Genomic DNA, 22,979 nt, shown 5'->3' with positions numbered 1-22,979 from the left:
TGGCATGGGAACAAAACAAATCTTTATACTTCTTTCAAAAATATTTCGGCAAGGGAGATATAACTGCCACCCGCTATAGGCTTTTTCAGAATGGTAATCCGGTCGCATAAAAATTCATCATAGTAATCAAATTCCGACACGGTTATTTTATCAAACGCTTCATTCAAAACCGATCTTGCAATGGTGATATGTGGATCTATTTTTTTGCGTTTATTAAACTCCCTGCTGATGAGTTGCTGTAAAACCTTGACAGGATAAGGATTTCCCAGTTTCAAGATCAACGTTTTGGTAACATTTCCGTGCCGGTACATACCTGCACCATTTAACTTTACCATAAACGGATGTTGCTGCGTCACAGCCCTGGTAACCCTGTTTATTACAGACAGGTCATCATCCTTGTAAATAAATTTAAACAGCGAGATATGTGCAACAGATCTCCTATTTGTCTGCGACAACCGGATCTTTTCGTGCAATATTTTTTTTAGTTGTTTAACTTTCTCAATGATGAATTTTCCCGGTGAGATAAGAATAAAATATTCCTGCCGGATATCTTCATAATCGAATAACGTCAATTGTATATGATTCCCCCTCTGCATGAGTTGCTTACATTTTACATGACAATAAACCGGGATTGACTGGAGGGCGTTGGGTTGGGATGCGTACTCAAATATAAATGATTAGTGGGGAATATAAGTGAAAAACAGCTATCGCTTGCCTTTTAAAGTTTCATACGGGACTATGGAATCCAGGTATTTTATTGTGTAGGTCATTTCGCAGTTAACCGGCATATTGTCAATCTTTGCTGGATACCAATCCCCGCTTGTTTTCCCGATCTGTTTTATAAACTCATTGTCAAATTCAGGTGAAATGCCATTTACTATTTCGACGCGATCAATTCTACCCTGAGTAGTAACGATGAACCTGGCGAGAAAAGTAATTTTATGGTTCACACTATAAGCCTTTTCCAGCAGGGACCCGATGGTAGTTTGAAGTGATTTTTCTTTTTTATACCTGGGTGTCAGATAATTACTGGCAACATACACAACCTGGTCATGGAAGGGACGTGTAGTAGCTGGTTTAGTTCGCTTACTATATAATGTTTCAGAAACAAACCTTGTTCTCCGGAAATTTTCTTTATAGAAAACGAGGGTGCTATCAGTTAGTTCTTCAAGCAAATAAGTTTCAATGCCTATTGTTAAGGAGTGGTTAGTTAATGACCAGAGGAACGAAAAATCGGACCAGGCAGGGTAAAAGCTGATGTGGACATCCTTATTGCCAAAAGTATAACGTGCATAATTAGTATCGGGAGCCTGAGCAGCAGGAGATAGGTCTACCGATTCAATTCTGATCCATGCTTTTTGTATTTTTTTATTGAAAGATTGTGATTGGGCAGTAAGGGAGCAGCAGAACAGCCATACAGATACAAGAATAGCCACTTTACGCAACTGGATGTAAGGGGACATAGGGATATGTTTTCAATGAAAATTTAAGCACATATTTCAAAAAGCATATGTCAATATTCAGGTAGTAATGGCTTTATATGAAAAATCCTTACAATTTATCAGACTGCAAGGATTTACATTTTTGTGGTCCCGACAGGGATCGAACCTGTATCTAAAGTTTAGGAAACTTCTATTCTATCCATTGAACTACGGGACCAGCAATCCAACTCCCAAATCTGGGATTGGGTGGCAAAAGTAAGGGTTTTAAATTAATATTTAAAGACTTTCTATATCTACTTTCCCTCCGGTGGGGGCATAGATCCCGGCTATTTCATTTTTATACTTTTCCAGGATAACCTTGCGTTTCGCTTTCAGCGTGGGCGTAAGTTCTCCGGCATCAACGGTCCATTCGCGCGGGATGAGCACAAATTTTTTGATCTGTTCTATGTGGTTAAAGAACTGATTGTATTTGTCTACGGCCTGTTTGTAGAGGTCCAGTACCGCTGGATTTTTTAGTACTTCTTCATTGGAGCTGTAGGTGATACCATGTTTCTGGCACCAGTTACGCAAATTGCCGAATGAGGGCACAATCAGTGCTGCCGTGAATTTGCGGTCTTCACCCACGACCATGATCTGTTCTATATAGGGCGATTCTTTAAACTTGTTTTCGATAGGTTGTGGCGCGACAAACTTGCCACCGGAGGTTTTAAACAGCTCTTTTTTGCGGTCGGTGATCTTCAGGAATTTGTTGTCTATCATTACGCCGATATCGCCGGTATGGAACCATCCGTCTTTAATGGCGTCTGCAGTGAGGTCGGGGCGTTTGTAGTAGCCAATGGTTACATTGGGGCCTTTACAGAGGATTTCTCCGTCTTCTGCGAGCTTTACCTGTATACCGCTGATGATGGGTCCTACGGTGCCGAACATACGATCTTCCACATTGTAGCGGTTTACGCTGATCACCGGGGATGTTTCTGTGAGGCCATAGCCTTCCATGATGGGGATACCGCCGGCAGTGAATATTTTAAGAAGCCTTACCTGGCAGGCAGCGGCGCCGTTTACAACAGCCTGGATGTTACCGCCAAGGGCTGCACGCCATTTGCTGAAGATCAGTTTGTTTGCCAGTTTAAGTTGTATGTTATACCAGAAGCCCTGGTTTTGATTGATCTCATATCTTTTGCCTAGATCTACTGCCCAAAAGAATAATGCCCGTTTGATTCCTTTTAGCTCCAGGCCGGTGGCCATGATCTTCTCATATACTTTTTCCAGCAGCCGTGGCACGGTTGTAAAGATGGTAGGCTTTACCTCTTTCAGGTTATCGCCGATGCTATCCATGCTTTCAGCATAGTAGATAGGCACGCCGGTGGCGAGATAGAGATAGGTGACCATCCTTTCAAAGATGTGATTCAGTGGCAGGAAGCTAAGTGCTTTGGCATCCTTGTTTACAGGCAGATACGGGGCACTTGCCAACACGTTGCTCATAATATTATGATGCGTGAGCATAACGCCTTTTGGTGTGCCGGTAGTACCGGATGTATAGATGATGGTAACCAGTTCTTCCGGAGAGATATTTTTGCGGATTTCTTTGATCCTGCTATCGTCTTCATCCTTGCCCAGTTCCACTACTTCCGTCCAGTGGCGGGCGCCTTCGACTTTATTAAATGTAAATATTTCGCGGATAGTGGGAAATTTATCCCGCATCTCCAATACTTTATCAAGCAGTTCTTTATCATTTACAAACAGGATGCGTGCTTCCGCATCATTGAGTACGTATTCCAGTTCGCTGTGGCTTATGGTAGGATAGATGGGCGTGAGTACGGCGCCCAGCTGCTGACAGGCCAGATCGGTGATAATCCACTCCGGCCTGTTGGGCGAGATAATGGCGATCTTGTCTTTTTCTTCGTTTTGCGTAATACCTGCCCTTATCCCCAGCTTTAGCAAGCCGGCACTGAATTTAAGGGAGATGTCTGCTACTTCCTGTGTACTGTACTTTTTCCATTGTCCGTTTTCCTTGCCAGCCAGCATATCTTCTTTGGGAAAGTTATCCAGTTGGTAGGCAATTACGTCAAATAGTCGCTGCGGTTGGTCTGTCATACTGCTGTGATTTTGTTTTAGGCTCAAATACGGGTATGTTCTTCCTCTTTTAACTTCTCATATTCTTTCAGTGTGTCGCCGAAAGGATCTTTATGGAAGGCATTAAAGTATTGAAAGGCGAGTCCGATGCCCCAGCCTAACGCAGGCCATACCGGCCATGGGGTGCCATTCGACATATTTCTGTTTGTAAGGAACCATATCGCCCATAAACCTGCGTTGACAACCAGGTATATGATAAGATGCGATTTAAAACCGGCTCTGGCTTTTGCAATGCGCCAAAGACGTTCATCTCTTTGCTGAGTAGTTTCCATTGGAATCAGTTTTACGTGATAGAGGCTTTACCCAATTTAAAATATTTTATTGGCTTAATATAGAAAAATAAACAAAAAAGCAGCTTACCTGGATGCGCTGATATCGAAGCTGATATTAACTTGGGAATTGATGAGCTTGTCTTGTAACGATTTATCTGCCCGGTAGCTGATACCCCAAAGGGTCCGGTCGATGTTAAAATTCGCTACAGCATGGAGCTTGCTGTCATCGAGGGTAATCCTGGCGGGGAAGGAGATGTTTTTGGTGACCATTTTTATCGTCAGGTTACCCAAAATAGTATGTGTGGCCCCCTTGAATTCCAGTTCTTCCCCCACGGCAGGGCGGTAGGGCGTTACACCGGTTATTTGAAAAGTAATGCTGGGGTATTGTTTTACATCAAAAAACAAACTGCTTTTCAACTCGTTTTCAAGTTTGTTTTTCATGGCAGTATCAGCTGCCAGGTCATCGTTGTGGAGAGAATGCATGTTGATGACCAGCTGGCCGCCTGTAATGCTGCTATCCTGTATGTAGATCACACCTCCCGACAGTTTCAGCGTACCATGGTGTTTGCCGGTAGGCTTGGTACCTACCCATACCACCTGGCTGGCAGTGGTATCAGCAAGATAAGCGTTGCCGGTACCCGGCGCCACGGTGCGGGGTTCCGTGACCTTGGCTTTATCGGCTTTAGGCGCCTGTTCACAGGCTGTGATACAGCAGATTGTAACCAGTAAGATGTGTAAAAATGTGCGCATAATTATCTCCCTGCTTTTTATAGACAAGCGTTCCGGCAATGACCGGACGCCCACAGTTATTTAATTATTCCACCAGTTCCCTGTTGCCTACCCATACAAATCGTTTTATAATAAATTCCTGGTTGGTAAAACTGGCATTGCCAGCCGGATTACCACCTGTTACATGAAAGTCGGAAAATGCCGCATGCTGGTTTACCCATATGAAACCGGTGAGGTTAAAGGAAACCGGGGTAAACACGCTGTTCATCTCTTCTGCTATCAGTTCTTTTATGGCTGCATCGGTTGTATAAGCACCGCAGGTAATCGCACCATGTTTCAGCGCCATCTGTTTGGCGAGCTGGATGCTATGTTGGGTATCTTTTGTTTTGATAAACAGTATTACCGGCCCGAACAACTCCTGTTCGTAGATATTGTTATCGGCGCTGCTCACTTCCAGTATGGTGGGAGCGCATATCCTTGCGTTGCTGAATTCTTCATTCGTTACCGGCGTGTCTGCCAGGATAACTTTCCCGCCCAGCTGCTGCGCTTCCCGGGCGCGTATCAGCGTGCTTTCATTTTGTACTGCACCCAATGTGCCGGCGCCCATTTTAGGGTTGCTGACCAATGCCAGGATCGCATCTTTAAATTTCTGTACTACCTCATTAAAGCTCACCTGGCCATTGCTGGTGGTGATGCCCTGTCCGGGAATAAAGAAGTTTTGTGGCGCGGTACACATCTGTCCGGAATAGAGGCTGACAGAAAACGCCAGGTTCTGGATAACGGCATCCAGGTCTTTCACACTGTCGAGTAATACGGAGTTGACGCCTGCTTTTTCTGTGAATACGGTTTTACCCGGCAGGGACTCTATATAATTGCCAAATGCGCTGCCGCCGGTATAGTCTATCAGTCGTATCGCCGGGTCATTGCAGAGTTCTTTCGCGATGAGGTTGCCGGAGCTGTCTGCTGCCAACTGGCACAGGTTGGGATCGTATCCGTTTTCCTGTAATACCTGTTGTATGACACTAACGGCGATGGCTATAGGAAGTATGGCCCTGGGATGCGGTTTTACAATCACGGGGTTGCCGGTGATCAGGTCTGCATACATACCGGGCAGGGTGTTCCATACGGGAAAGGTGGAACAACCGATCACTACGCCGGTCCCTTTTGGAATAGCGCGGAATGTTTTCTCCAGCCGGATGCTGGATTTGCCCATTGGCTTTTCCCATAGCAGGTGGTCGGGGTAGCGGTGCAACTCATGATAACCGGTGGCAATGGCTTCCAGCGCACGGTCGCTTGCGTGCGGTCCGGAGGCCTGGAAGCTCATCATAAAGCTTTGGCCGGTGGTATGCATGGTGGCATTGGCAATATCAAAAAAGTAGTCTTTAATTCGTTCAAGCGTTTCCGTTAGTACGGCTGCGCGTTCATTAACGGGTGTTTTTCCCCAGGACAGGCCGGCAGTGGCGGCCTTTTTAACCAGGTCTGCTATGGCGAAGGAAGGATAGGTAACACCCAGTACTTCCTGCGTATAGGGAGATACTTCTTCTCCTGTCCAGCCGGTTTCACCTGTTTGCAGCAATTGTTTGAATGGCTTGTTCAGCATTTGCTGATAGCTTTGCAGCCCTTTGGCATGCGCCTCTTCTCCATAAGCCTTGGGGTGCTCAGGGTATTGCGAATAGAAAGTTCTTTCGTGATTCGCTTTTACTGCATTGTCAATTGTGTTTTGGTGTTTCTTAACAAGCATATCGGAATTTTGAAAATTTTAATATCCCGCATTCACGAGGGTAAATTTCCCATCGTTATAATATTCATCTGGCCTGGGTTTTAATGGATGATTACGTTGAAATTGCTGGAATGCATCGTAATCCTGTTTATGAAGCGTTATCCATCCTGTGTAATTAGCCTGGTTGATAGCAGGGCCAAACAACCATTGATTATAAGACTCAAACATTCCTTCCCGCAACATTCTGCGTTGAAGATCGAACAGGGCATAAGGAAACTTAGCACCCTGGAAATTGTACCAGTCAAGAATAAAACGGGTACGCACCATGATCAGGGCATCAAGATCCACACCGCCGGTAATAACACTCATCTGTTTGCCGATGGATTGTTTAAAGGCCTGTACAAAATCGCTGCTGCTTTTGTTACCCTTTCTTCCTTTTTTACCTTCTTCTTCCGGTACCATGCTATCGAAGAGGGAAGGGTCGTTAAACAGTTTTTTATATGACTCCAGTAAGATGTTCCTGATTTCCGCGGTGCGGGTAGTGAAACTTTCCATATTCATAAAAGTTTCGCCATATAAGATGCACCACAGCGGATCATTACTGTAATAGTACGTTTTGGTAGCGTTGTAGTAGTTGCCCGGAAAAGCAGGATCCTGTTCTATTCCTTTGATCCAGCTGCGCAGGGCGCCGTCATACATTTTAAAGTTCATGAGCAGCGTGCCGTTATCGTTGTACAGCTCGCCGCTGTTGGGGAATTTCCGGATGGCTTTCTCATACATCCGTTGTGCTGTTTTCCACTCATCCCGTCCCTGGTAGATGTTGCCGGCAATCTGGAATACCTGGACATCCGCCTCTTTTTTGCCCAGTAATGGCTCTATTACATTTTTGGCTTTGTTGAGATCTCCCTTCAGATAAAAAGTAAAACCCAGTTGCTTCCTGAATTCAAAATTATCCGGCTCCAGTTGTAAAGCCTGATTTAATACCAGCACAGCATTGGAATAATCCCCGCTGCGCATGAAGTTGGTGGCTGTATTATACAGTTCCTTTGCATCCTGCGCTACTACTGCTTGTGAAAATAAAACTCCCGCAATTAAAACTGTTTTCAATAAAGAAGACCTCATATGCATTCCTGTCTGTCGTTTGTTGTAAAAGTAAGGAAAATGAGGTAATGTCCCACAGATCAATCTATGAGTATAGGAAGAGAGGAAAAAAGTGTTTTATATTATATTATATTTTTATTTATTGAGATGAGTATGCGATGCAGCAGAAACAGGCTGATGCCGAGAACCAGGAGTGAAACTGCCACTATAACCGGATCGCCGCCCGCCAGGAGTTCTTCCAGTGAGCCACCTGGGTCTTTCCGGTCGGTGGCCCCCACCACCAATATGGGAAACAGGTTGAAAAGCATACGGGTATAGATATTCAGGCTGATATTGTGTGTTTTGTAATACATCCATCCGTGCAGCAATGAGCCCAGGAATCCAACGATCATGAGCGTAGGGTCCAGACAAAGGACGCCTATGAACAGGGCATTGTTCAGTATGGCTTTTCGGGGGGAATAGCTTTTTAATAGCCCATCGAGAATAATACCTCTGTATAAGATCTCTTCCATAACAGGAAAGATCAACAGGTAGGAAATATAAGTAATAGGTGTAGGTGCTGTTATACCAACTACATACGAAGTCAATTTAGACCACAACGGTACCTGTAGCCATTCCAGTATTCCTATACAGGCAATAAGGGAGCTGGGTACAATCAGCAATAACAACAGTAATATTTGTACCGGTGGAAATTTAGCAGATAGTTTAAACCCCGGTTCCGCTTTGCTTTTCTGCGAATAGGCAAGCAGGAATATGGCTGTTAACCATATCACGGAAATCAGTATCGTAAATAGTGGCTGTTCTTCCCATACCTTCCCCGTCATACTTGTATAAAAGTAGATGAAGACAATAGTAACAATAGCAAATCCCAGCCATACAGGCAACAAAAGCCAGGTTTGTTTCAGATTAGGATACGCCGCCTTTTGCCGGGTTTGCAGCAGCGGGTCATCGTCAAAAATAGACTTGGCTTGCGTGGATGTTTGCATAGTAACAGGGATAGGGGGATAAAAAAACTCCCCTGACCAAAACAGGGCAGGGGAGCAGAAAAATATTAAATGAGATGTGTGATCAAACCATCGCGCAGCTTAGGTTCAAACCAGGTGCTCTTGGGCGGCATTACATTACCGCTGTCTGCAATGTCAAACAGCTGTTGAATGGTAACCGGGTACAGGGCAAAAGCTACTTTCATTTCGCCGCTGTCTACACGTTTCACCAGTTCTCCCAGTCCGCGGATGCCGCCTACAAAGTCAATGCGTTTATCGGTGCGCTGGTCTTTGATCCCCAGCAGTTTATCAAGTACATTATTGGAAAGGATCGTTACATCCAGGATGCCGATAGGATCGGTGGTATAGGTACCTTCTTTGGCCACCAGGCGATACCAGCTTCCATCCAGGTACATGCTGAATTCATGCAGCATGGCTGGTTGTTGCGGCATATGGCCGGTTTCTTCCACGGTAAAGTCGTAGTCCAGCCGGGATAACAAGTCCGCTTTGCTTAACCCGTTGAGGTCTTTTACGAGGCGGTTATAATCCAGGATGGCCAGTTGACTGGCAGGGAAGATGGTGGTCAGGAAGTAATTTACCGGATTCTCTACAGAAGTGATTTTGCCTTTCTCCTCAAATTCTTTCTGTACCAGGCTGGCGGAAGCAGCGCGGTGGTGCCCGTCGGCGATGTAGGTGCAGGGCACTTTGTCGGCAAACAGGGTGGTGATGTCGAGTACGGCAGAAGGGGTGCTGATCGCCCAAACGGTGTGCTGGATACCATCTTCCGCGGTAAAATCGTATACCGGTTTGTTATGTTCCTGCCAGTGGTCAATCAGGGCGTTTACTTCCGGCACATCGTTGTATGCGAGGAATACATTCCCTGTTTGGGCCAGCGTGGTTTTAATATGGTTGATGCGGTCCAGTTCTTTATCCGGGCGGGTGAACTCATGTTTTTTAATGATCCCGTTATTATAGTCTTCTACAGATGAAGCGCAAACCAGGCCAGTCTGGGAACGCCCGTTCATCACCAGTTTATAGATATAGTAGCTGGGTTGAGCATCCTGGAACAAGGTGCCTTCCTTCACGAGGCGTTGCAGGTTCTCTGCTGCTTTATGATATACTTCCTGGCTGTGCGTATCAATGCCGGCCGGTAAATCTATTTCAGATTTCGAAACATGATAATAAGAATAAGGATTACCGGAAGCCGCTGTTCTTGCTTCTTCTGCGCTGAGCACGTCATAAGGCCTTGCAGCTACTTTCGCCGCTAATTCTGCTTTGGGCCTTAATCCATTAAAAGGTCTGATGATAGCCATGATATAAATGTGAATGAGGGAGTAAAAGTAGATAAAATATTTACGGATTTTGGAATTTTGGAATTTTGAGATTTAAAATGCGGGGAAGATTACTTTATATATAATAATCTTCGCTGCATTTTAAATCTCAAAATCTCAAAATTCCAAAATCCGTAAATTCTTTTTTATGCCTTTTTCAGTGAGAAATATTTCATGGCTTCTACCATTACTTCCACACTTTCATAAGGTAATGCATTATACATAGATACACGGAAACCACCGGATAACCGGTGTCCTTTGATGCCAACGATATCTTCCTTCTTACAGAATTTCAGGAATTCTTCTTCCATTTCAGGCTTGTCCATGATGAAACAGGCGTTCATTTTACTCCGGTCTTCCTTGGCTACGGTGCCACGGAACAGGGGGTTGTGGTCTATTTCATCGTAGAGTAAAGCTGCTTTTTTGTCATTGAGCTTTTCAATGGCAGTTACGCCGCCTTGTTCTTTTAGCCAGCGAAGGGTAAGCATGGAGATGTACACGGCAAATACGGGAGGGGTGTTCAGCATGGATCCATTGTCTATATGATTTTTGTAATCAAGTATAGACGGTACTTTGCGGGTTACTTTACCCAGTATGCTTTTGCGTACAGCTACCATGGTGGCACCTGCAGCGCCCATGTTCTTCTGTACCCCGGCATAAATAAGGGAGTACTTGTTGAAGTCCATGCTACGGCTCATAATGTCACTACTCATGTCAGCTACCAGGGGAACATCGGTAACTGGCGTCATATGCCACTGTGTACCATAAATGGTATTGTTGGTGGTAATGTGGAGGTAACTCGCCTGCGGGGGAATGGTGAACTGTTTCGGGATGTGATTGTAGTTGCTTTCTTTGGAGCTGGCCACTACATCTACGAAGCCAAACAATTTAGCTTCTTTGATGGCTTTATTGGACCAGACGCCGGTGTCTACATAAGCAGCGGTTTCGCTGCTTTCCAACAGGTTCATGGGTACTTCCATGAATTGGGTAGTGGCACCACCATGTAGAAACAGCACTTCAAAATCGTCTTCCAGCTGCATCAGCTCCCTCACAAGGTTGCGCGCCTCATCCATCACTGCCTTAAACGGTTCCGTTCTGTGGCCAATTTCCAGTATAGACATCCCCGAACCTTCAAAGTCGATAAGGGCTTTGCTGGCTTTGTACAATACCTCGTTGGGTAATACAGAAGGACCTGCGTTAAAATTATGCACCTTCATGTTGCGATCTAGATTAAATTCATTTTTTGATCTTTCCACTTGTTTTGGTTTTTCTAAGGAAACGGAAAAAAAACGGCACGGTTGTTTTAAAACCAGTAAGGTGCGTGGTGTAGGACAGGTTAAAAGACGGTATGGGCAAAGATAAAATTTCTTTTCTAATTATTAAGTATTGTCATAAATATTTTGGCCGGTTCATTCCTGCCTGCCTTTCATTTTCCCCTGTATCCATTGTTGTTGCAACTGCCCGAACTCCTGCAACTCGCTATCGGTAAGGGTTGTATGTGTGAGGGATTGTAAAGGGGGCTGCCCTGCATTGACCCAGGCAGTATACCAGCAGGCCGCCACGGCTTCAATGGCATTCTTCATCCTTCTTTCTACCATGTCTCCAAGTGATAACCGGTAGGCTTTCGTATATCCGTCGGCGTAAGTTCTTACAAGTACTCCTTTGCGGTTTTCAAAGGCAAAACGCTGGGAGGGCGCCAGCTGCTCACTGAGCCGCTTCTCCTGCCGTAACACCGTATCTGCCGCCAATCCGCTGGCCGTAATGATCTGCCAGAAATACTTCCGCGTTTCCGGAACATAGCGCGCCTTGCCCGCCCAGTAGTCAAATTCGTCATCTGCCAGCAGCTCCGGTATGCGCGACTCCCACAGGCCATGGATGCCTTGCTGCTCGGTAAACTGCCCGTTATGATTGGAACATACATGGAGCGGAACATGCGCATCGGCAATATAGTGCCCCACTTCCGCCGAAAGTTGCAGGATCCGCTGCTGGTCCTTTTCCCGGAATGCTTTGGTGAGCATGGCCATCATCTTCTCCAGGTGCCAGGGTAAAATACCATTCCTGTTCAGGGAGTCAGCGCCGTATTTTGCCAATGCTTCCTGCCAGCTCCGCGGAATGCGCTGGTAAGGAGGCTGGTCAAATACATCAATATCTATGTAATGCCGCGCACCTTCTGCGGCCACTACATATCTTCTTTTATCCGGATCAGTAGCATGGGTAGTAATATATTCCAGGTGAGGTTTGTATAAGATCATCATCTCCGGCGGCAAACAAAATACCGCCAGCCGGTTGATCCGCTGGTGCGCGAAAAACCCCCAGGCATGCGCATCTGCATGCAATAGCAATATAAGAATAAAATACACGGAAAGTCGTATACAGGTTCGGGTTAACATGACAACATTTTTGGGTAACCGAATATACGACAATTAAAGATTTACGAATTTACGAATTTTGAGATTTTGAGATTTGATCAAACCCCAAAATCTCAAAATTCCTACATCAAAAAATAACTAAATATTTGTGACACCTCCGCTCACGGCAAATTTCATGGCTTCGCCGGCAGAAATATTTTCCAGTGTTTTTACTCTTTCCTGGGGTACCATGAATACTTTGCCTGTGATAGCATAGGCATGGGGTACGTATACGGCCATATATCCTTCCAGTCCGAAGTTCCTGACATCTGTCTGTGTTATAAAGCCCAGTTCCCATACATCTACACCATAGATCTGTACCAGTACAGGATGGTCAAATTTTTTCTTCTCTCCTACAAACGCATCAAAAACATCTTTGATAGAACTATAAATGTATTTGATAAACGGGGTGCGTTCCAGCAAACGGTCAAACAGATCGAAAATGCGGCCTATGATGAATGATGAACTCAGGTAGCCCACTACCACTACAAACAACAGCACCAGTACAAACCGGACCCCCTTGAAGGTCAGGAAGTTAAAGGCGGCATCTGTAGGAATCATTTCTCTTGGAATAATATTGTCGATGGTTACGAACGCCCAGTACAGGGTTAATGCAGTAATCCCGATAGGTGCAAGAATGAGCAAACCCTGGAAAAAATACCGCAACAGGCGCGACGCAATCACTTTTAATCTGAGTTTTGGCGACATGGTAAAATGAAATGTGCAGCTGTGTTCCGGTACTTCCCCGGATGCAGATATGCGAAATTTATAATCAAGTTTCTATTCGGGTGCAAATTATACAAATAAGCCCACATTGTCCTGACGGGCTGTCAGACCTGTCATCCGCCCATTTATCAGGTTGTATCACTTGTATCACCGCGCTATTAAATCATATTAATCACATAAATTATACGTGTAAAGTTCCGTGTTGCCACATGTAAAAAAAAGTTACTGGAAACTTTGGTAGTTTAAAAAGTTTCCATAGTTTTGTCCCAGCATAGCAAAGCCTGTTAATGTATTAATCTTATGGAAGTACAGGAACGTATTATGGACACGGCTTTCAGCCTGTTCCGTCAGTATGGTACCCGATCCATCACTATGGATGACATAGCCGAACGGATGGGCATCTCAAAGAAAACACTCTACGCGCACTTCACAGATAAGGACGATATGGTATTTCAAACCATTACCCGTTTTATCAACCTGGTGAATTCAGAGTGTGTAGCAGACCGTGATCAATCCACGGACGCCATCAATGAGCTGTTTCTTGTGATGGATATGCTGGACCGGCGGTTACGTAATATGAATCCTGTTATCATCCTGGACCTGCAGAAATTTCATTCCAGGGCGTACCAGGTATTCCTGGAATATCAGAACACCTGTTTGAATAATATGATCCGTGAAAACATAGAACGTGGCATTACAGAAGGATTATACCGGCCGGATCTTAACATACAGATTTTAACACAATACCGCATCCATGGATGCCTGTTGTGTTTTCAGCCTGAAGCCTTCCCCGGCGTTTCCGATATGAATAAAGTGCAGAGAGTGTTGCTGGAGAATTTTTTATATGGTGTGGCTTCTTTAAAAGGATACAAACTCATTGAAAAATATAAACAACTATCGCAAAACAAATAACACTATGCAACTAATCAAAAGGCTCACCAGTATGGCTTTAACGGTGTTGCTGCTATCCTTGGCCATGATCACCCGCGCCCAGCAGCTGATCACACCGGACCCGGTTCGCCTGTCCGCCAAAGAAGCAGTGGACTACGCAGTAGCTAACCAGGCTACCGTTAAAACCGCCAAGTTGGACGAGCTCATTCAACTGGCTAAAAACAAGGAAATCGCCGGCCTCGCATTACCCAACGTCGCCGGTACCGGATCTTATCAATATAATCCGATTACCCAGAAACAAATGTTTAACATGCGGAACTTCGGTCTTCCGAAAGACTCCTTTACTGTGGTGTCTTTCCAGCTTCCGCAAAATCTCGTCGGCGAAGTAAGATTAACCCAGACCCTCTTCGATCCCAGTGTACTCGTAGCCTTACAGGCACGTAAAACATTGGAAGAACTGGTTGCTCAGGGCGTCACCAAGTCGGAAATAGATGTGAAGGCCAATGTTTACAAAGCCTATTACAATGTACTGGCCGCTGAAAAAGCACTGAAGATCCTCAGTGGTAACATCACCACCCTGGAGAAATTGTTAAGCGATACCAAAGAGATCTATAAGAACGGAATGGTGGAAAAACTGGATGTAGACAGGCTGGTAGTGCAATTCACCAATTTGCAGACAGAGCAAACCAAACTCCGTAACCTCATAGAACTGGGCGTGGCCTCCCTGAAATACCAGATGGGTATGCCACTGAAACAGGTTATAACGCTAACGGATACACTCTCTACAGAAAGGATTGCTGCTGATGTACTGGATATGGACAAATTCGACTACTCCCAGCGTATTGAATACCAGTTGCTGCAAACACAGAAGAAAGCTAATGAGTACGACCTGAAAAGATACAAACTCAAAGGACTGCCTTCTTTACAGATATTCGGTTCTACCGGTGCCCTCCGCGGCAGCGACAAGTTTGACTACTTTCAAAGCCAGATGTGGTACGGTTATGTGAATACAGGACTGAACCTATCCGTACCCATTTTTAGCGGCATGCAACGCAGACGACAGGTAGACCAGGCTTTCCTGGCCGTGAAGAAATCGGAAATAGCCATCGAAAATGCAAAACTGGGTATTGACCTGGAAAGAGAACAATCCTTTTCCACTTTCCGTAACAACGTGCTGACACTCGAATCGCAGGAGAAAAATATGGAACTGGCAGAAGATGTTCATAACACCACCCAGATCAAATACAGGGAGGGCGTAGGTTCCAGCCTGGAAATGTCGACCGCTGAAAATGACCTGCTCACCGCACAGAATAATTACTTTAACGCACTGTATAATGCCATTGTTGCCAGAATAGATCTGCTCAAAGCATACGGCAAATTATAGTGTAAAAAAAATTCCATTCACCATTCACTACTAACAACATGACTAAAAGATATTTTTTTATTATCCCTGTTCTCACTGTTATACTGGTGGCCTGCGGCGGCGGCGGTAACAAGTCTGAACAACTCCAGCAACTCAAACAGGAGAAAGCAAAATTCAATACAGACATTGACAAGAAAATTGCTGCACTGGAAAAAGAAGTAGGTAAAAGTGATTCGGTTGTGCGGATGAAAGATGTGGTAGTAGCGGCGGTAAAGGATACTACGTTTGAACATTACATAGATGTACAGGGAAGTGTGGATGCCCGCGAAAACGTAAATGTATCCGCCCGCGTACCCGGCGTGATCACTGCTATTATGGTGAAAGAAGGACAGCGTGTAAGCCAGGGACAAACACTGGCACAGGTGGACGACCAGGTACTGAAAGCCAACATGGCGGAACTCCGCACACAGATGGAGCTGGCAAACACCGTATTCGAAAAGCAAAAGAACCTGTGGGCACAGAAAATAGGTTCTGAAATACAATTCCTCAACGCAAAAAGTCAGAAAGAAGGACTGGAAAGAAAGATGGCTACCCTCCAGGATCAGCAATCACAAACCCGCATCATTGCACCTATCAGTGGTGTGGTAGATGCCGTGATAGCCAAAGTGGGCGACAATGCCGCACCCGGCGCACCTGCTTTCCGCGTGATAAATGCCAATAATCTAAAGGTAACTGCCAACGTAGCGGAAGCCTATGCGGGCCTGCTCAAAACAGGCGACCGTGTTATCCTGTCTTTCCCGGATATAAACCGTGAAATCCGCGCGAATATCGGCTTCGCATCCAGGACCATTGATCCACTCAGTCGTACCATAAAAATTGAAGTGCCGCTGAAAGCCGATAACAGCCTGCGTCCCAACATGATCGCTCATATCAGGATCGTAGACTATAAGGCGGATAATGCAGTAGTAATACCTGTTAACGTTATTCAATATTCTTCTGGTAGCCCGTATGTAATTGTAGCGGAAAACAGCAATGGCAAACTGATAGCTAAACGTAAAAATATTGAACTGGGTCGCACCTATAATGATAAAGCAGAGATAAAAAGTGGATTGAATAAGGGTGATAACATCATCACCATCGGGTTCCAGGGGCTGAATGATAATGATCTGATTAAATTATAATGCTGACTGCTAACAGCCAAATCCAAGTGTATGCAAGACAATATTCATAAAGAGTTTAAGCCTACCAGCTGGGCCATTGATAATAAGGTGAGCATTTATGTGGCCACTATTATCATTGCGTTCGCAGGTATTCTTTCCTATATTAATCTGCCCAAAGAACAGTTTCCGGAAGTAGTGTTTCCACAGTTCTTTATCAATACAGTATTGGCCGGTACTTCTCCTGAAGACATGGAAACACTGGTGACGAAACCTATTGAAAAACAACTCAATGGTATCTCCGGTGTAAAGAAGATCAAAAGCACTTCCATGCAGGATTTCTCCGCTATCACTATCGAGTTCAACGCGAATGAAGATATTGAAGCGGCGAGGCAGCAAGTACGTGAAAAAGTAGATGATGCCAAGAAGGATCTGCCCAAAGACCTGACCCAGGAACCACAGATCGTAAAGATCGATGTTTCCCAGATTCCTATCATGAACGTAAACCTCTCCGGTGACTTCGATCTGCAAACATTGAAACGTTATGCGGATGATATGAAAGACCGCATTGAAGCACTGAATGAAATTACCCGTGTAGACCTGGTAGGGGAGCTGGAACGTGAGATTCAGATCAACGTGGACAAATACAAAATGGATGCCGCCAAAATCAGTTTTGAAGATATTATCGGCGCCATTCAGGGAGAGAATATTACCATCTCCGGCGGTCTGGTATCGATGGACGGACAGAAACGCAGTCTCAGTGTAAAAGGCGAATACAAAGATCCTTCCCGTATCGGTAATATCATTGTCCGCGGACAGTCAGGCGCCACGGTGTATCTGAAAGATATCGCCAACGTAGTGGATGGTTTCCTGGAACAGGAAAGCTATGCGCGGCTTGCAGGAAAAAATGTAATTACACTGAACGTCATTAAACAAAGTGGTAAGAACCTGATCGATGCATCTGACAAGATCCAGGAAATTACCAAAGACATGCAGGAGAATTACTTTCCGAAAGGCCTGAACGTCACTATTACGGCTGATCAGTCTAAATCCACCCGTGTTACCTTACATGATCTGATCAATACCATCATCATAGGCTTTCTGTTGGTAACACTGATCCTCATGTTCTTCATGGGTGCGGTGAATGCCATCTTCGTGGCCTTGTCGGTACCTATCTCCATGTTCATTGCATTTCTACTCATGCCGATGTATGGGTTTACGCTGAATATGATGGTACTGTTCTCTTTCCTGCTGGCATTGGGTATTGTGGTAGATGATGCGATTGTGGTGATAGAAAACGTGCACCGTATTTATAATGAGCGAAAGGAACTGGGGATTGTGAAAGCCGCCAAGATAGCGGCGGGGGAAGTATTCCTGCCGGTATTTTCCGGAACGCTCACAGTACTTGCACCATTTGTGCCGTTACTATTCTGGCCTGGTGTGATCGGTAAGTTCATGTTCTATTTACCGGTAACATTGATCACTACTTTAGGTGCATCACTGGTGGTGGCGTACATTATCAACCCGGTATTTGCGGTAGATTTCATGGATCGTCATGAAGGTGAAAACCAGCCGAAGCCCAGGTTCGACAAGAAGTTTAAGATCCTTACAGGTGTATTTGTGTTGCTGGCGCTGGTAGGATATGCCAATGGCAGCAGGGGAGTAGGCAACTTTGTGATCTTCCTGTATCTCATTATTGTGCTGGAACGTTTTTGGCTGGGTGGCGTGGCACGCCGCTTCCAGCATGGGTTCTGGCCTAGAGTGCAAGAGCGTTACAAACGGATCCTGAAGTGGTGTCTGGTAGCCTGGCGTCCAATATGGATCCTGGTAGCTACTTTCTGTCTGCTGATCTTCAGCATTATTTTAACCGGTATCCGGAATCCTAAAGTAGTGTTCTTTCCGCAGGCAGATCCCAACTTTATCTATACCTATATCGAGCTGCCAAATGGTACCGATCAGAAGTATACAGATTCTATTACGCATATCGTGGAAAACCGCATCACTAAAGTGGTAGGCAGCAATAATCCTATTGTGGAATCTATCATTTCCAATGTGGCCAAAGGCGCCGGCGATCCTTCACAGATGGATATGAGTACCCAGCCACAGAAAGGTAAAGTAACAGTGGCCTTTGTGGAATTTGGCGCCAGGAATGGACAGTCTACTGTACAATATCTTGATAAAATCCGTAATGCGGTGAAGGGTATTCCCGGTACCAATATCACGGTAGAGCAGGAGCAGGGCGGACCTCCAACCGGTAAGCCAATTAATATAGAGATCACAGGTGATAATTTTGATGAGCTGACCAGTTCTTCGTTCAGGCTTAAACGTTATCTCGATTCCTTACATGTAGATGGTGTGGAAGAACTGAAGAGTGATTTTGAAGATAACAAACCGGAAATTGTTGTGAGCATTGACCGGGAGCGGGCTAATAGTGAAGGTATTTCCACCAGGCAGATTGGCGGCGCGTTGCGTACAGCGTTGTTTGGCTTCGAGGCTTCCAAGATCAGGGATGCGAAAGATGAATATAAGATTATGGTGAGATTGAAAGAAGATCAGCGGAATAATATCAATAACCTGATGAACCTGAACCTGGTATACCGCGATATGAATATGGGCGGGGCCATCCGCCAGGTGCCGTTGTCTGCGGTAGCTGATATTCATTACTCTAATACTTACGCAGGTATTAAAAGAATAGATCAGAAACGTGTAATTACGTTGTATTCCAATGTGTTGACAGGCTTCAATACCAACGAAGTGGTACAGCATATAGAAACCGCGCTGCGTGATTTCTCTCATCCATCTTCGGTTACCATTAAAATGACCGGTGAGCAGGAAGACCAGCTGGAAACGATGAACTTCCTGATGATGGCTATGCTGGGCGCTTTTGGGCTGATCCTGATGATCATGGTAACGCAGTTTAACTCTATTGGCCGGCCGTTGATCATCTTCCTGGAAATCCTGTTTAGTATTATAGGGGTATTCCTGGGCTTTTCCATCTTCAAAATGGACATTTCCATTGTTATGACGGGGGTTGGTATTATGGCGCTGGCGGGTATTGTGGTACGTAATGGTATTGTGCTGGTAGAGTTTACGGACCTGCTGGTACAGCAGAAGATGCCGGTGTATGAAGCAGTGGTGGAAGCGGGTAAAACCCGTATGACGCCGGTGATCCTGACGGCCATCGCGGCTATTCTGGGACTCATTCCCTTGGCAGTGGGCTTTAATATCGATTTCGCCAGCCTGTTTAGCGACTTTAAGCCGCATATTTTCTTTGGTGGAGATAACGTGGCTTTCTGGGGTCCGCTTGCCTGGACAATGGTATTCGGGTTGATTTTTGCCACTTTCCTGACACTGATCCTGGTGCCGGTGATGTATGCGATGAACAAGCGGTCGCTGGATGTGCTGGACAGGTATAATATGCCCCGTTCGCTGAAGTATGTGCCTTTCCTGGTACTGATCTTAAAAATATTTATGAAGAAGGAAGAAGTGAGGAAGTTGCATGATCCGCAGTATTTATCGCAGAAACCATATGATTTCTTTCCGGAGCCGGGTGACAACGGAGAACCGGTACATGCGGATAAAGTAGACGGAATTTCAGTGAATTAGATACAGAAATAAGCATTTTTATCAATACAGTGTAACAGTTGTAGGTTAACAGTCTCCGTCCCGATTCTTCGGGACGGATTTTTTTTGTAAATTGGCTAATGAAACCATATTTTTGTTGAATTGAAACCATTTTTTGTTTAATTAACAAAGTTTAACAATCAGAATAGTGGGCATTTGATTAGCCTTTATTACTTTTGACCCTTGAATCGTTCACGTTACTAGCCATATACAGCCTTAAGCCTTATATGCCATATGATAATAAGAGTGAAATATTAAAAGAAAACAGTCTTTTTTAAACAGTTATGCATGTTTGCCTGTTTTATAATTATGAGGAAATAAGATACAATCGTTTCAACAGCACAGGATTCATCTGCCAGTAAGAGGGGCCAGGCAAAGATTGGAAGACCATGGAGTACGTAGCAACCTTAGCATTTGCAAAAGAGAAGGACCAACAGGATCCATTGAATAAATTCAGAGAGCAGTTTTATTTCCCGCAACATAATGGAAAAGATGCTATTTATTTATGTGGTAACTCACTTGGCTTACAGTCCAGGAATGTGAAAGCAGCGATAGACCAGGAGTTAGCCGATTGGCAGGCATATGCGGTGGAAGGTTACTGGGCGGCAAAGAATCCATGGTTATATTATCAGCAGTATTGCAGTAAGCCGTTGACAAGTATATTAGGAGCCAGTCAGCAGGAGCTAACGGTAATGAATACACTTACTGTGAATCTGCACCTGATGATGGTGAGTTTTTACCGGCCAACCAGCCAACGGTTTAAAGTGTTAATGGAGGCAGGAGCCTTTCCCAGCGACCAATATGCAATAGAAACCCAGGTGAAATTTCACGGATTTGACCCTGAAGTCGCTATCATAGAGGTTTCCCCCCGGCCCGGAGAGCATTTGATAAGGTTGGAAGATATTTTGGAAATTATTAACAAGGAAAGTGATAGCTTAGCATTAGTTTTATTTGGTGGGATTAATTATTACACCGGACAGTTTTTTGATATACCCGCTATAACAGCCGCTGCACACCGTGCAGGCGCTTATGCCGGTTTCGACCTGGCACATGTAGCAGGAAATATTCCGGTAGCATTGCACAATTGGGGAGTAGATTTTGCCGTTTGGTGCTCATATAAGTATCTGAATGGTGGTCCCGGCGCAGTAGGAGGCGCATTTGTGCATGAAAAACACGCCGGCAACTGCGGACTTTTCCGCCTTGGTGGCTGGTGGGGCAACGAAGAGAGTGCACGTTTTAAAATGGAAAAAGGGTTTGTGCCTAAACAAGAAGCCGAAGGATGGCAGCATAGCACCGCTCAGGTGTTTAATATGGTAAGCCTGAAAGCCTCCCTGGAATTATTTGAAGCAGCCGGTATCGGTGCTTTACGCAGTAAAAGCAATGATATGACTAACTATCTGGTCTTTTTATTGCAGCAGTTGAATGGTATAAATTTTGAAATTATTACACCTAAAAATTGTAACGAACGTGGTGCTCAATTATCTTTGTTATTCCTGGACAATGGTAAAGAAATACATCAGCAAATGAAAAATGCCGGTATAATCGTTGACTGGAGAGAACCCGGAGTCATCAGAGTTTCACCGGCGCCCTTATATAATTCTTATCAGGATGTATTTCATTTTTATGAAATCATATCTAATATTGCTTCAAACGCTTAATTAAGTAAGATGAATTTTGAGAGAAACGAACGCCCCCGCAGGCCCTACTCTTCTGATACCAACAAAGAGAATGATCCCAACAAGGAGAGAGGTGACTTCAAACCCAATTTAAACAATGAGCGGGAGGGTGGAAAACCCGACTACAACAGTGGAGACCGTGAGAGTCGTCCACGTACCGACTACAACGGTGGAGACCGTGAAAGTCGTCCCCGCACTGACTATAACCGCGAAGGCGGATATCGTCCCCGTACTGACTATAATCGCGACGGAGGTTCCGGTGGTGGTTATAATCGTGATGGTGGCGGTGGCTATAACCGTGATGGCGGTGGTGGTGGTTACAACCGTGACGGAGGTTCCGGTGGTGGCTACAACCGCGGTGGCGGTGGAGGCTATGATCGCGGCAGTGGCGGCGGTGGTGGTTACAACCGTGACGGAGGTTCCGGTGGTGGCGGCTACAATCGCGGCGGTGGCGGCGGTGGTTATGATCGCGGCAGTGGCGGCGGTGGTGGTTACAACCGTGACGGAGGTTCCGGTGGTGGCGGCTACAATCGCGGCGGTGGCGGTGGTGGTTATGATCGCGGCAGCGGCGGCGGTGGTGGTTACAACCGTGACGGAGGTTCCGGCGGTGGCGGCTACAATCGTGGTGGCGGCGGTGGTTACAATCGCGAAGGCGGCGGTGGCGGTGGCTACAACCGTGGTGGCGGTGGCGGCGGTTACGATCGCGGCGGTGGTGGCGGTGGCTATAACCGTGGCGGTGGCGGCGGTGGTGGATACCGTAGCGGCGGCAGCCCAAGACAGGGCGGCAGACCTCAACGCTTCGAACCAAAACCAGATAACAAAATATACTTTATCGCCTTGCTGCCAACCGCAGAAGTAGGTAAAGAGATCATAAAAATCAAACAGGAATTTGCAGAACAATACGGTCCTATGTACGCACTGAAAGTGTTGCCACATATTACCCTGCAGGTACCTTTCACGGCTGATCCGGCACTGGAAAAAGCTTTCTGTGATGAACTGACTGAATTTGCCAAAACACAGGCTCCTTTTGAAGTATCACTGAAAGGCTACGGTACATTCCCGAATAAACAGAACCGTGTACTGTTCATCAACGTGGAAAAAAGTGAAACCATGTCTGCTATGCACCGTCAGCTGATCAACTTCCTGCGTAAGGAATTTGGCTTCAGCACCATGCTGGCACGTACCGGGTTCACACCACACGTTACCGTGGCTTTCAAAGACCTGGAAGATGATCAGTTTAACAAGGCATGGCCGGAGTATGAAAACAAAGATTACGAGGCTACCTTTAAAGTAAACAACCTGTATTTCCTCCGTCACAACGGTAAATCATGGGAAGTACTCCAGAAATGTAAACTGGGCGGCGCCTGATAAATGCCCGCTTATAAAATAATAAAAGGCCCCTGCATCAGCGGGGGCCTTTTTC

General features: G+C 45.5%; 18 protein-coding genes and 1 tRNA gene. 6 read left to right on the top strand and 13 right to left on the bottom strand.

Features of this window, described 5'->3' with window-relative positions; translation table 11 throughout:
• Positions 1-23: 23 nt before the first annotated feature.
• From ABQ275_RS21815 to ABQ275_RS21755, 13 genes are all read right to left on the bottom strand, one after another.
• Positions 24-596 (bottom strand): 2'-5' RNA ligase family protein, encoded by a 573-nt coding sequence (locus tag ABQ275_RS21815; protein WP_349315256.1) that lies wholly within the window; start codon positions 594-596, stop codon positions 24-26.
• Positions 597-704: 108 nt separating this feature from the next.
• Positions 705-1,463, bottom strand: coding sequence for a hypothetical protein (locus tag ABQ275_RS21810; RefSeq protein ID WP_349315255.1), 759 nt, complete (start codon positions 1,461-1,463; stop codon positions 705-707).
• A 124-nt stretch (positions 1,464-1,587) separates the two neighbouring features.
• Positions 1,588-1,659: transfer RNA gene (locus ABQ275_RS21805), tRNA-Arg, on the bottom strand.
• 59 nt (positions 1,660-1,718) lie between these two features.
• Positions 1,719-3,536, bottom strand: a complete 1,818-nt coding sequence (locus tag ABQ275_RS21800) for a long-chain fatty acid--CoA ligase (RefSeq protein ID WP_349315254.1) — start codon at positions 3,534-3,536, stop codon at positions 1,719-1,721.
• A gap of 23 nt (positions 3,537-3,559) precedes the next feature.
• Positions 3,560-3,847: a 2TM domain-containing protein gene (locus ABQ275_RS21795; RefSeq protein WP_349315253.1), complete on the bottom strand. Its 288-nt coding sequence runs from the start codon at positions 3,845-3,847 to the stop codon at positions 3,560-3,562.
• 84 nt (positions 3,848-3,931) lie between these two features.
• On the bottom strand, positions 3,932-4,597 hold the full coding sequence (locus tag ABQ275_RS21790; protein ID WP_349315252.1) for a YceI family protein: 666 nt from the start codon (positions 4,595-4,597) through the stop codon (positions 3,932-3,934).
• A gap of 64 nt (positions 4,598-4,661) precedes the next feature.
• The gene (gene paaN / locus ABQ275_RS21785) at positions 4,662-6,317 is read right to left on the bottom strand and encodes a phenylacetic acid degradation protein PaaN (protein ID WP_349315251.1); all 1,656 of its coding nucleotides are present in this window, start codon (positions 6,315-6,317) and stop codon (positions 4,662-4,664) included.
• 18 nt (positions 6,318-6,335) lie between these two features.
• The gene (locus tag ABQ275_RS21780; RefSeq protein ID WP_349315250.1) at positions 6,336-7,418 is read right to left on the bottom strand and encodes a tetratricopeptide repeat protein; all 1,083 of its coding nucleotides are present in this window, start codon (positions 7,416-7,418) and stop codon (positions 6,336-6,338) included.
• Positions 7,419-7,519: 101 nt separating this feature from the next.
• Entirely contained in the window at positions 7,520-8,383 is an 864-nt protein-coding gene (locus ABQ275_RS21775) for a type II CAAX endopeptidase family protein (protein ID WP_349315249.1), read from the bottom strand.
• Between the two features lie 65 nt (positions 8,384-8,448).
• Complete coding sequence (locus ABQ275_RS21770) at positions 8,449-9,693, bottom strand: DUF1015 family protein (RefSeq protein WP_349315248.1); 1,245 nt, start codon at positions 9,691-9,693, stop codon at positions 8,449-8,451.
• Between the two features lie 164 nt (positions 9,694-9,857).
• The gene (gene serC / locus ABQ275_RS21765) at positions 9,858-10,928 is read right to left on the bottom strand and encodes a 3-phosphoserine/phosphohydroxythreonine transaminase (RefSeq protein ID WP_349315247.1); all 1,071 of its coding nucleotides are present in this window, start codon (positions 10,926-10,928) and stop codon (positions 9,858-9,860) included.
• A gap of 192 nt (positions 10,929-11,120) precedes the next feature.
• Positions 11,121-12,101, bottom strand: a complete 981-nt coding sequence (locus ABQ275_RS21760) for a zinc dependent phospholipase C family protein (RefSeq protein WP_349315246.1) — start codon at positions 12,099-12,101, stop codon at positions 11,121-11,123.
• A 117-nt stretch (positions 12,102-12,218) separates the two neighbouring features.
• Positions 12,219-12,827 (bottom strand): DUF502 domain-containing protein, encoded by a 609-nt coding sequence (locus tag ABQ275_RS21755; RefSeq protein WP_349315245.1) that lies wholly within the window; start codon positions 12,825-12,827, stop codon positions 12,219-12,221.
• Positions 12,828-13,145: 318 nt separating this feature from the next.
• Here ABQ275_RS21755 and ABQ275_RS21750 point away from each other — a divergent pair, with 318 nt between their 5' ends.
• From ABQ275_RS21750 to ABQ275_RS21725, 6 genes are all read left to right on the top strand, one after another.
• Positions 13,146-13,757, top strand: a complete 612-nt coding sequence (locus ABQ275_RS21750; protein WP_349315244.1) for a TetR/AcrR family transcriptional regulator — start codon at positions 13,146-13,148, stop codon at positions 13,755-13,757.
• 4 nt (positions 13,758-13,761) lie between these two features.
• The gene (locus ABQ275_RS21745; RefSeq protein ID WP_349315243.1) at positions 13,762-15,120 is read left to right on the top strand and encodes a TolC family protein; all 1,359 of its coding nucleotides are present in this window, start codon (positions 13,762-13,764) and stop codon (positions 15,118-15,120) included.
• 38 nt (positions 15,121-15,158) lie between these two features.
• Positions 15,159-16,280: an efflux RND transporter periplasmic adaptor subunit gene (locus ABQ275_RS21740; RefSeq protein WP_349315242.1), complete on the top strand. Its 1,122-nt coding sequence runs from the start codon at positions 15,159-15,161 to the stop codon at positions 16,278-16,280.
• A gap of 30 nt (positions 16,281-16,310) precedes the next feature.
• Positions 16,311-19,862: an efflux RND transporter permease subunit gene (locus ABQ275_RS21735; RefSeq protein ID WP_349315241.1), complete on the top strand. Its 3,552-nt coding sequence runs from the start codon at positions 16,311-16,313 to the stop codon at positions 19,860-19,862.
• 407 nt (positions 19,863-20,269) lie between these two features.
• A complete protein-coding gene (gene kynU, locus ABQ275_RS21730; protein WP_349315240.1) occupies positions 20,270-21,538 on the top strand; it encodes a kynureninase in 1,269 nt (422 codons plus the stop codon).
• A 9-nt stretch (positions 21,539-21,547) separates the two neighbouring features.
• Entirely contained in the window at positions 21,548-22,924 is a 1,377-nt protein-coding gene (locus tag ABQ275_RS21725; RefSeq protein WP_349315239.1) for a 2'-5' RNA ligase family protein, read from the top strand.
• The last annotated feature ends 55 nt before the right edge of the window (positions 22,925-22,979 follow it).

Origin of the sequence: Chitinophaga sp. MM2321, from assembly GCF_964033635.1 — a bacterium.
Taxonomy (GTDB): domain Bacteria; phylum Bacteroidota; class Bacteroidia; order Chitinophagales; family Chitinophagaceae; genus Chitinophaga.
This window is presented reverse-complemented; position numbering and strand designations above follow the sequence as displayed.

What these genes read in the sequence shown, in the direction of transcription:
- ABQ275_RS21745 (WP_349315243.1), top strand. Translation starts at nt 13,762, where the DNA reads ATGCAACTAATCAAAAGGCTCACCAGTATGGCTTTAACGGTGTTGCTG.
- ABQ275_RS21735 (WP_349315241.1), top strand. Translation starts at nt 16,311, where the DNA reads ATGCAAGACAATATTCATAAAGAGTTTAAGCCTACCAGCTGGGCCATT.
- ABQ275_RS21800 (WP_349315254.1), bottom strand. Translation starts at nt 3,536, where the DNA reads ATGACAGACCAACCGCAGCGACTATTTGACGTAATTGCCTACCAACTG.
- ABQ275_RS21780 (WP_349315250.1), bottom strand. Translation starts at nt 7,418, where the DNA reads ATGAGGTCTTCTTTATTGAAAACAGTTTTAATTGCGGGAGTTTTATTT.
- ABQ275_RS21810 (WP_349315255.1), bottom strand. Translation starts at nt 1,463, where the DNA reads ATGTCCCCTTACATCCAGTTGCGTAAAGTGGCTATTCTTGTATCTGTA.
- ABQ275_RS21750 (WP_349315244.1), top strand. Translation starts at nt 13,146, where the DNA reads ATGGAAGTACAGGAACGTATTATGGACACGGCTTTCAGCCTGTTCCGT.
- ABQ275_RS21760 (WP_349315246.1), bottom strand. Translation starts at nt 12,101, where the DNA reads ATGTTAACCCGAACCTGTATACGACTTTCCGTGTATTTTATTCTTATA.
- ABQ275_RS21725 (WP_349315239.1), top strand. Translation starts at nt 21,548, where the DNA reads ATGAATTTTGAGAGAAACGAACGCCCCCGCAGGCCCTACTCTTCTGAT.
- paaN (WP_349315251.1), bottom strand. Translation starts at nt 6,317, where the DNA reads ATGCTTGTTAAGAAACACCAAAACACAATTGACAATGCAGTAAAAGCG.
- ABQ275_RS21755 (WP_349315245.1), bottom strand. Translation starts at nt 12,827, where the DNA reads ATGTCGCCAAAACTCAGATTAAAAGTGATTGCGTCGCGCCTGTTGCGG.
- ABQ275_RS21740 (WP_349315242.1), top strand. Translation starts at nt 15,159, where the DNA reads ATGACTAAAAGATATTTTTTTATTATCCCTGTTCTCACTGTTATACTG.
- ABQ275_RS21790 (WP_349315252.1), bottom strand. Translation starts at nt 4,597, where the DNA reads ATGCGCACATTTTTACACATCTTACTGGTTACAATCTGCTGTATCACA.
- ABQ275_RS21775 (WP_349315249.1), bottom strand. Translation starts at nt 8,383, where the DNA reads ATGCAAACATCCACGCAAGCCAAGTCTATTTTTGACGATGACCCGCTG.
- serC (WP_349315247.1), bottom strand. Translation starts at nt 10,928, where the DNA reads ATGAAGGTGCATAATTTTAACGCAGGTCCTTCTGTATTACCCAACGAG.
- ABQ275_RS21815 (WP_349315256.1), bottom strand. Translation starts at nt 596, where the DNA reads ATGCAGAGGGGGAATCATATACAATTGACGTTATTCGATTATGAAGAT.
- kynU (WP_349315240.1), top strand. Translation starts at nt 20,270, where the DNA reads ATGGAGTACGTAGCAACCTTAGCATTTGCAAAAGAGAAGGACCAACAG.
- ABQ275_RS21795 (WP_349315253.1), bottom strand. Translation starts at nt 3,847, where the DNA reads ATGGAAACTACTCAGCAAAGAGATGAACGTCTTTGGCGCATTGCAAAA.
- ABQ275_RS21770 (WP_349315248.1), bottom strand. Translation starts at nt 9,693, where the DNA reads ATGGCTATCATCAGACCTTTTAATGGATTAAGGCCCAAAGCAGAATTA.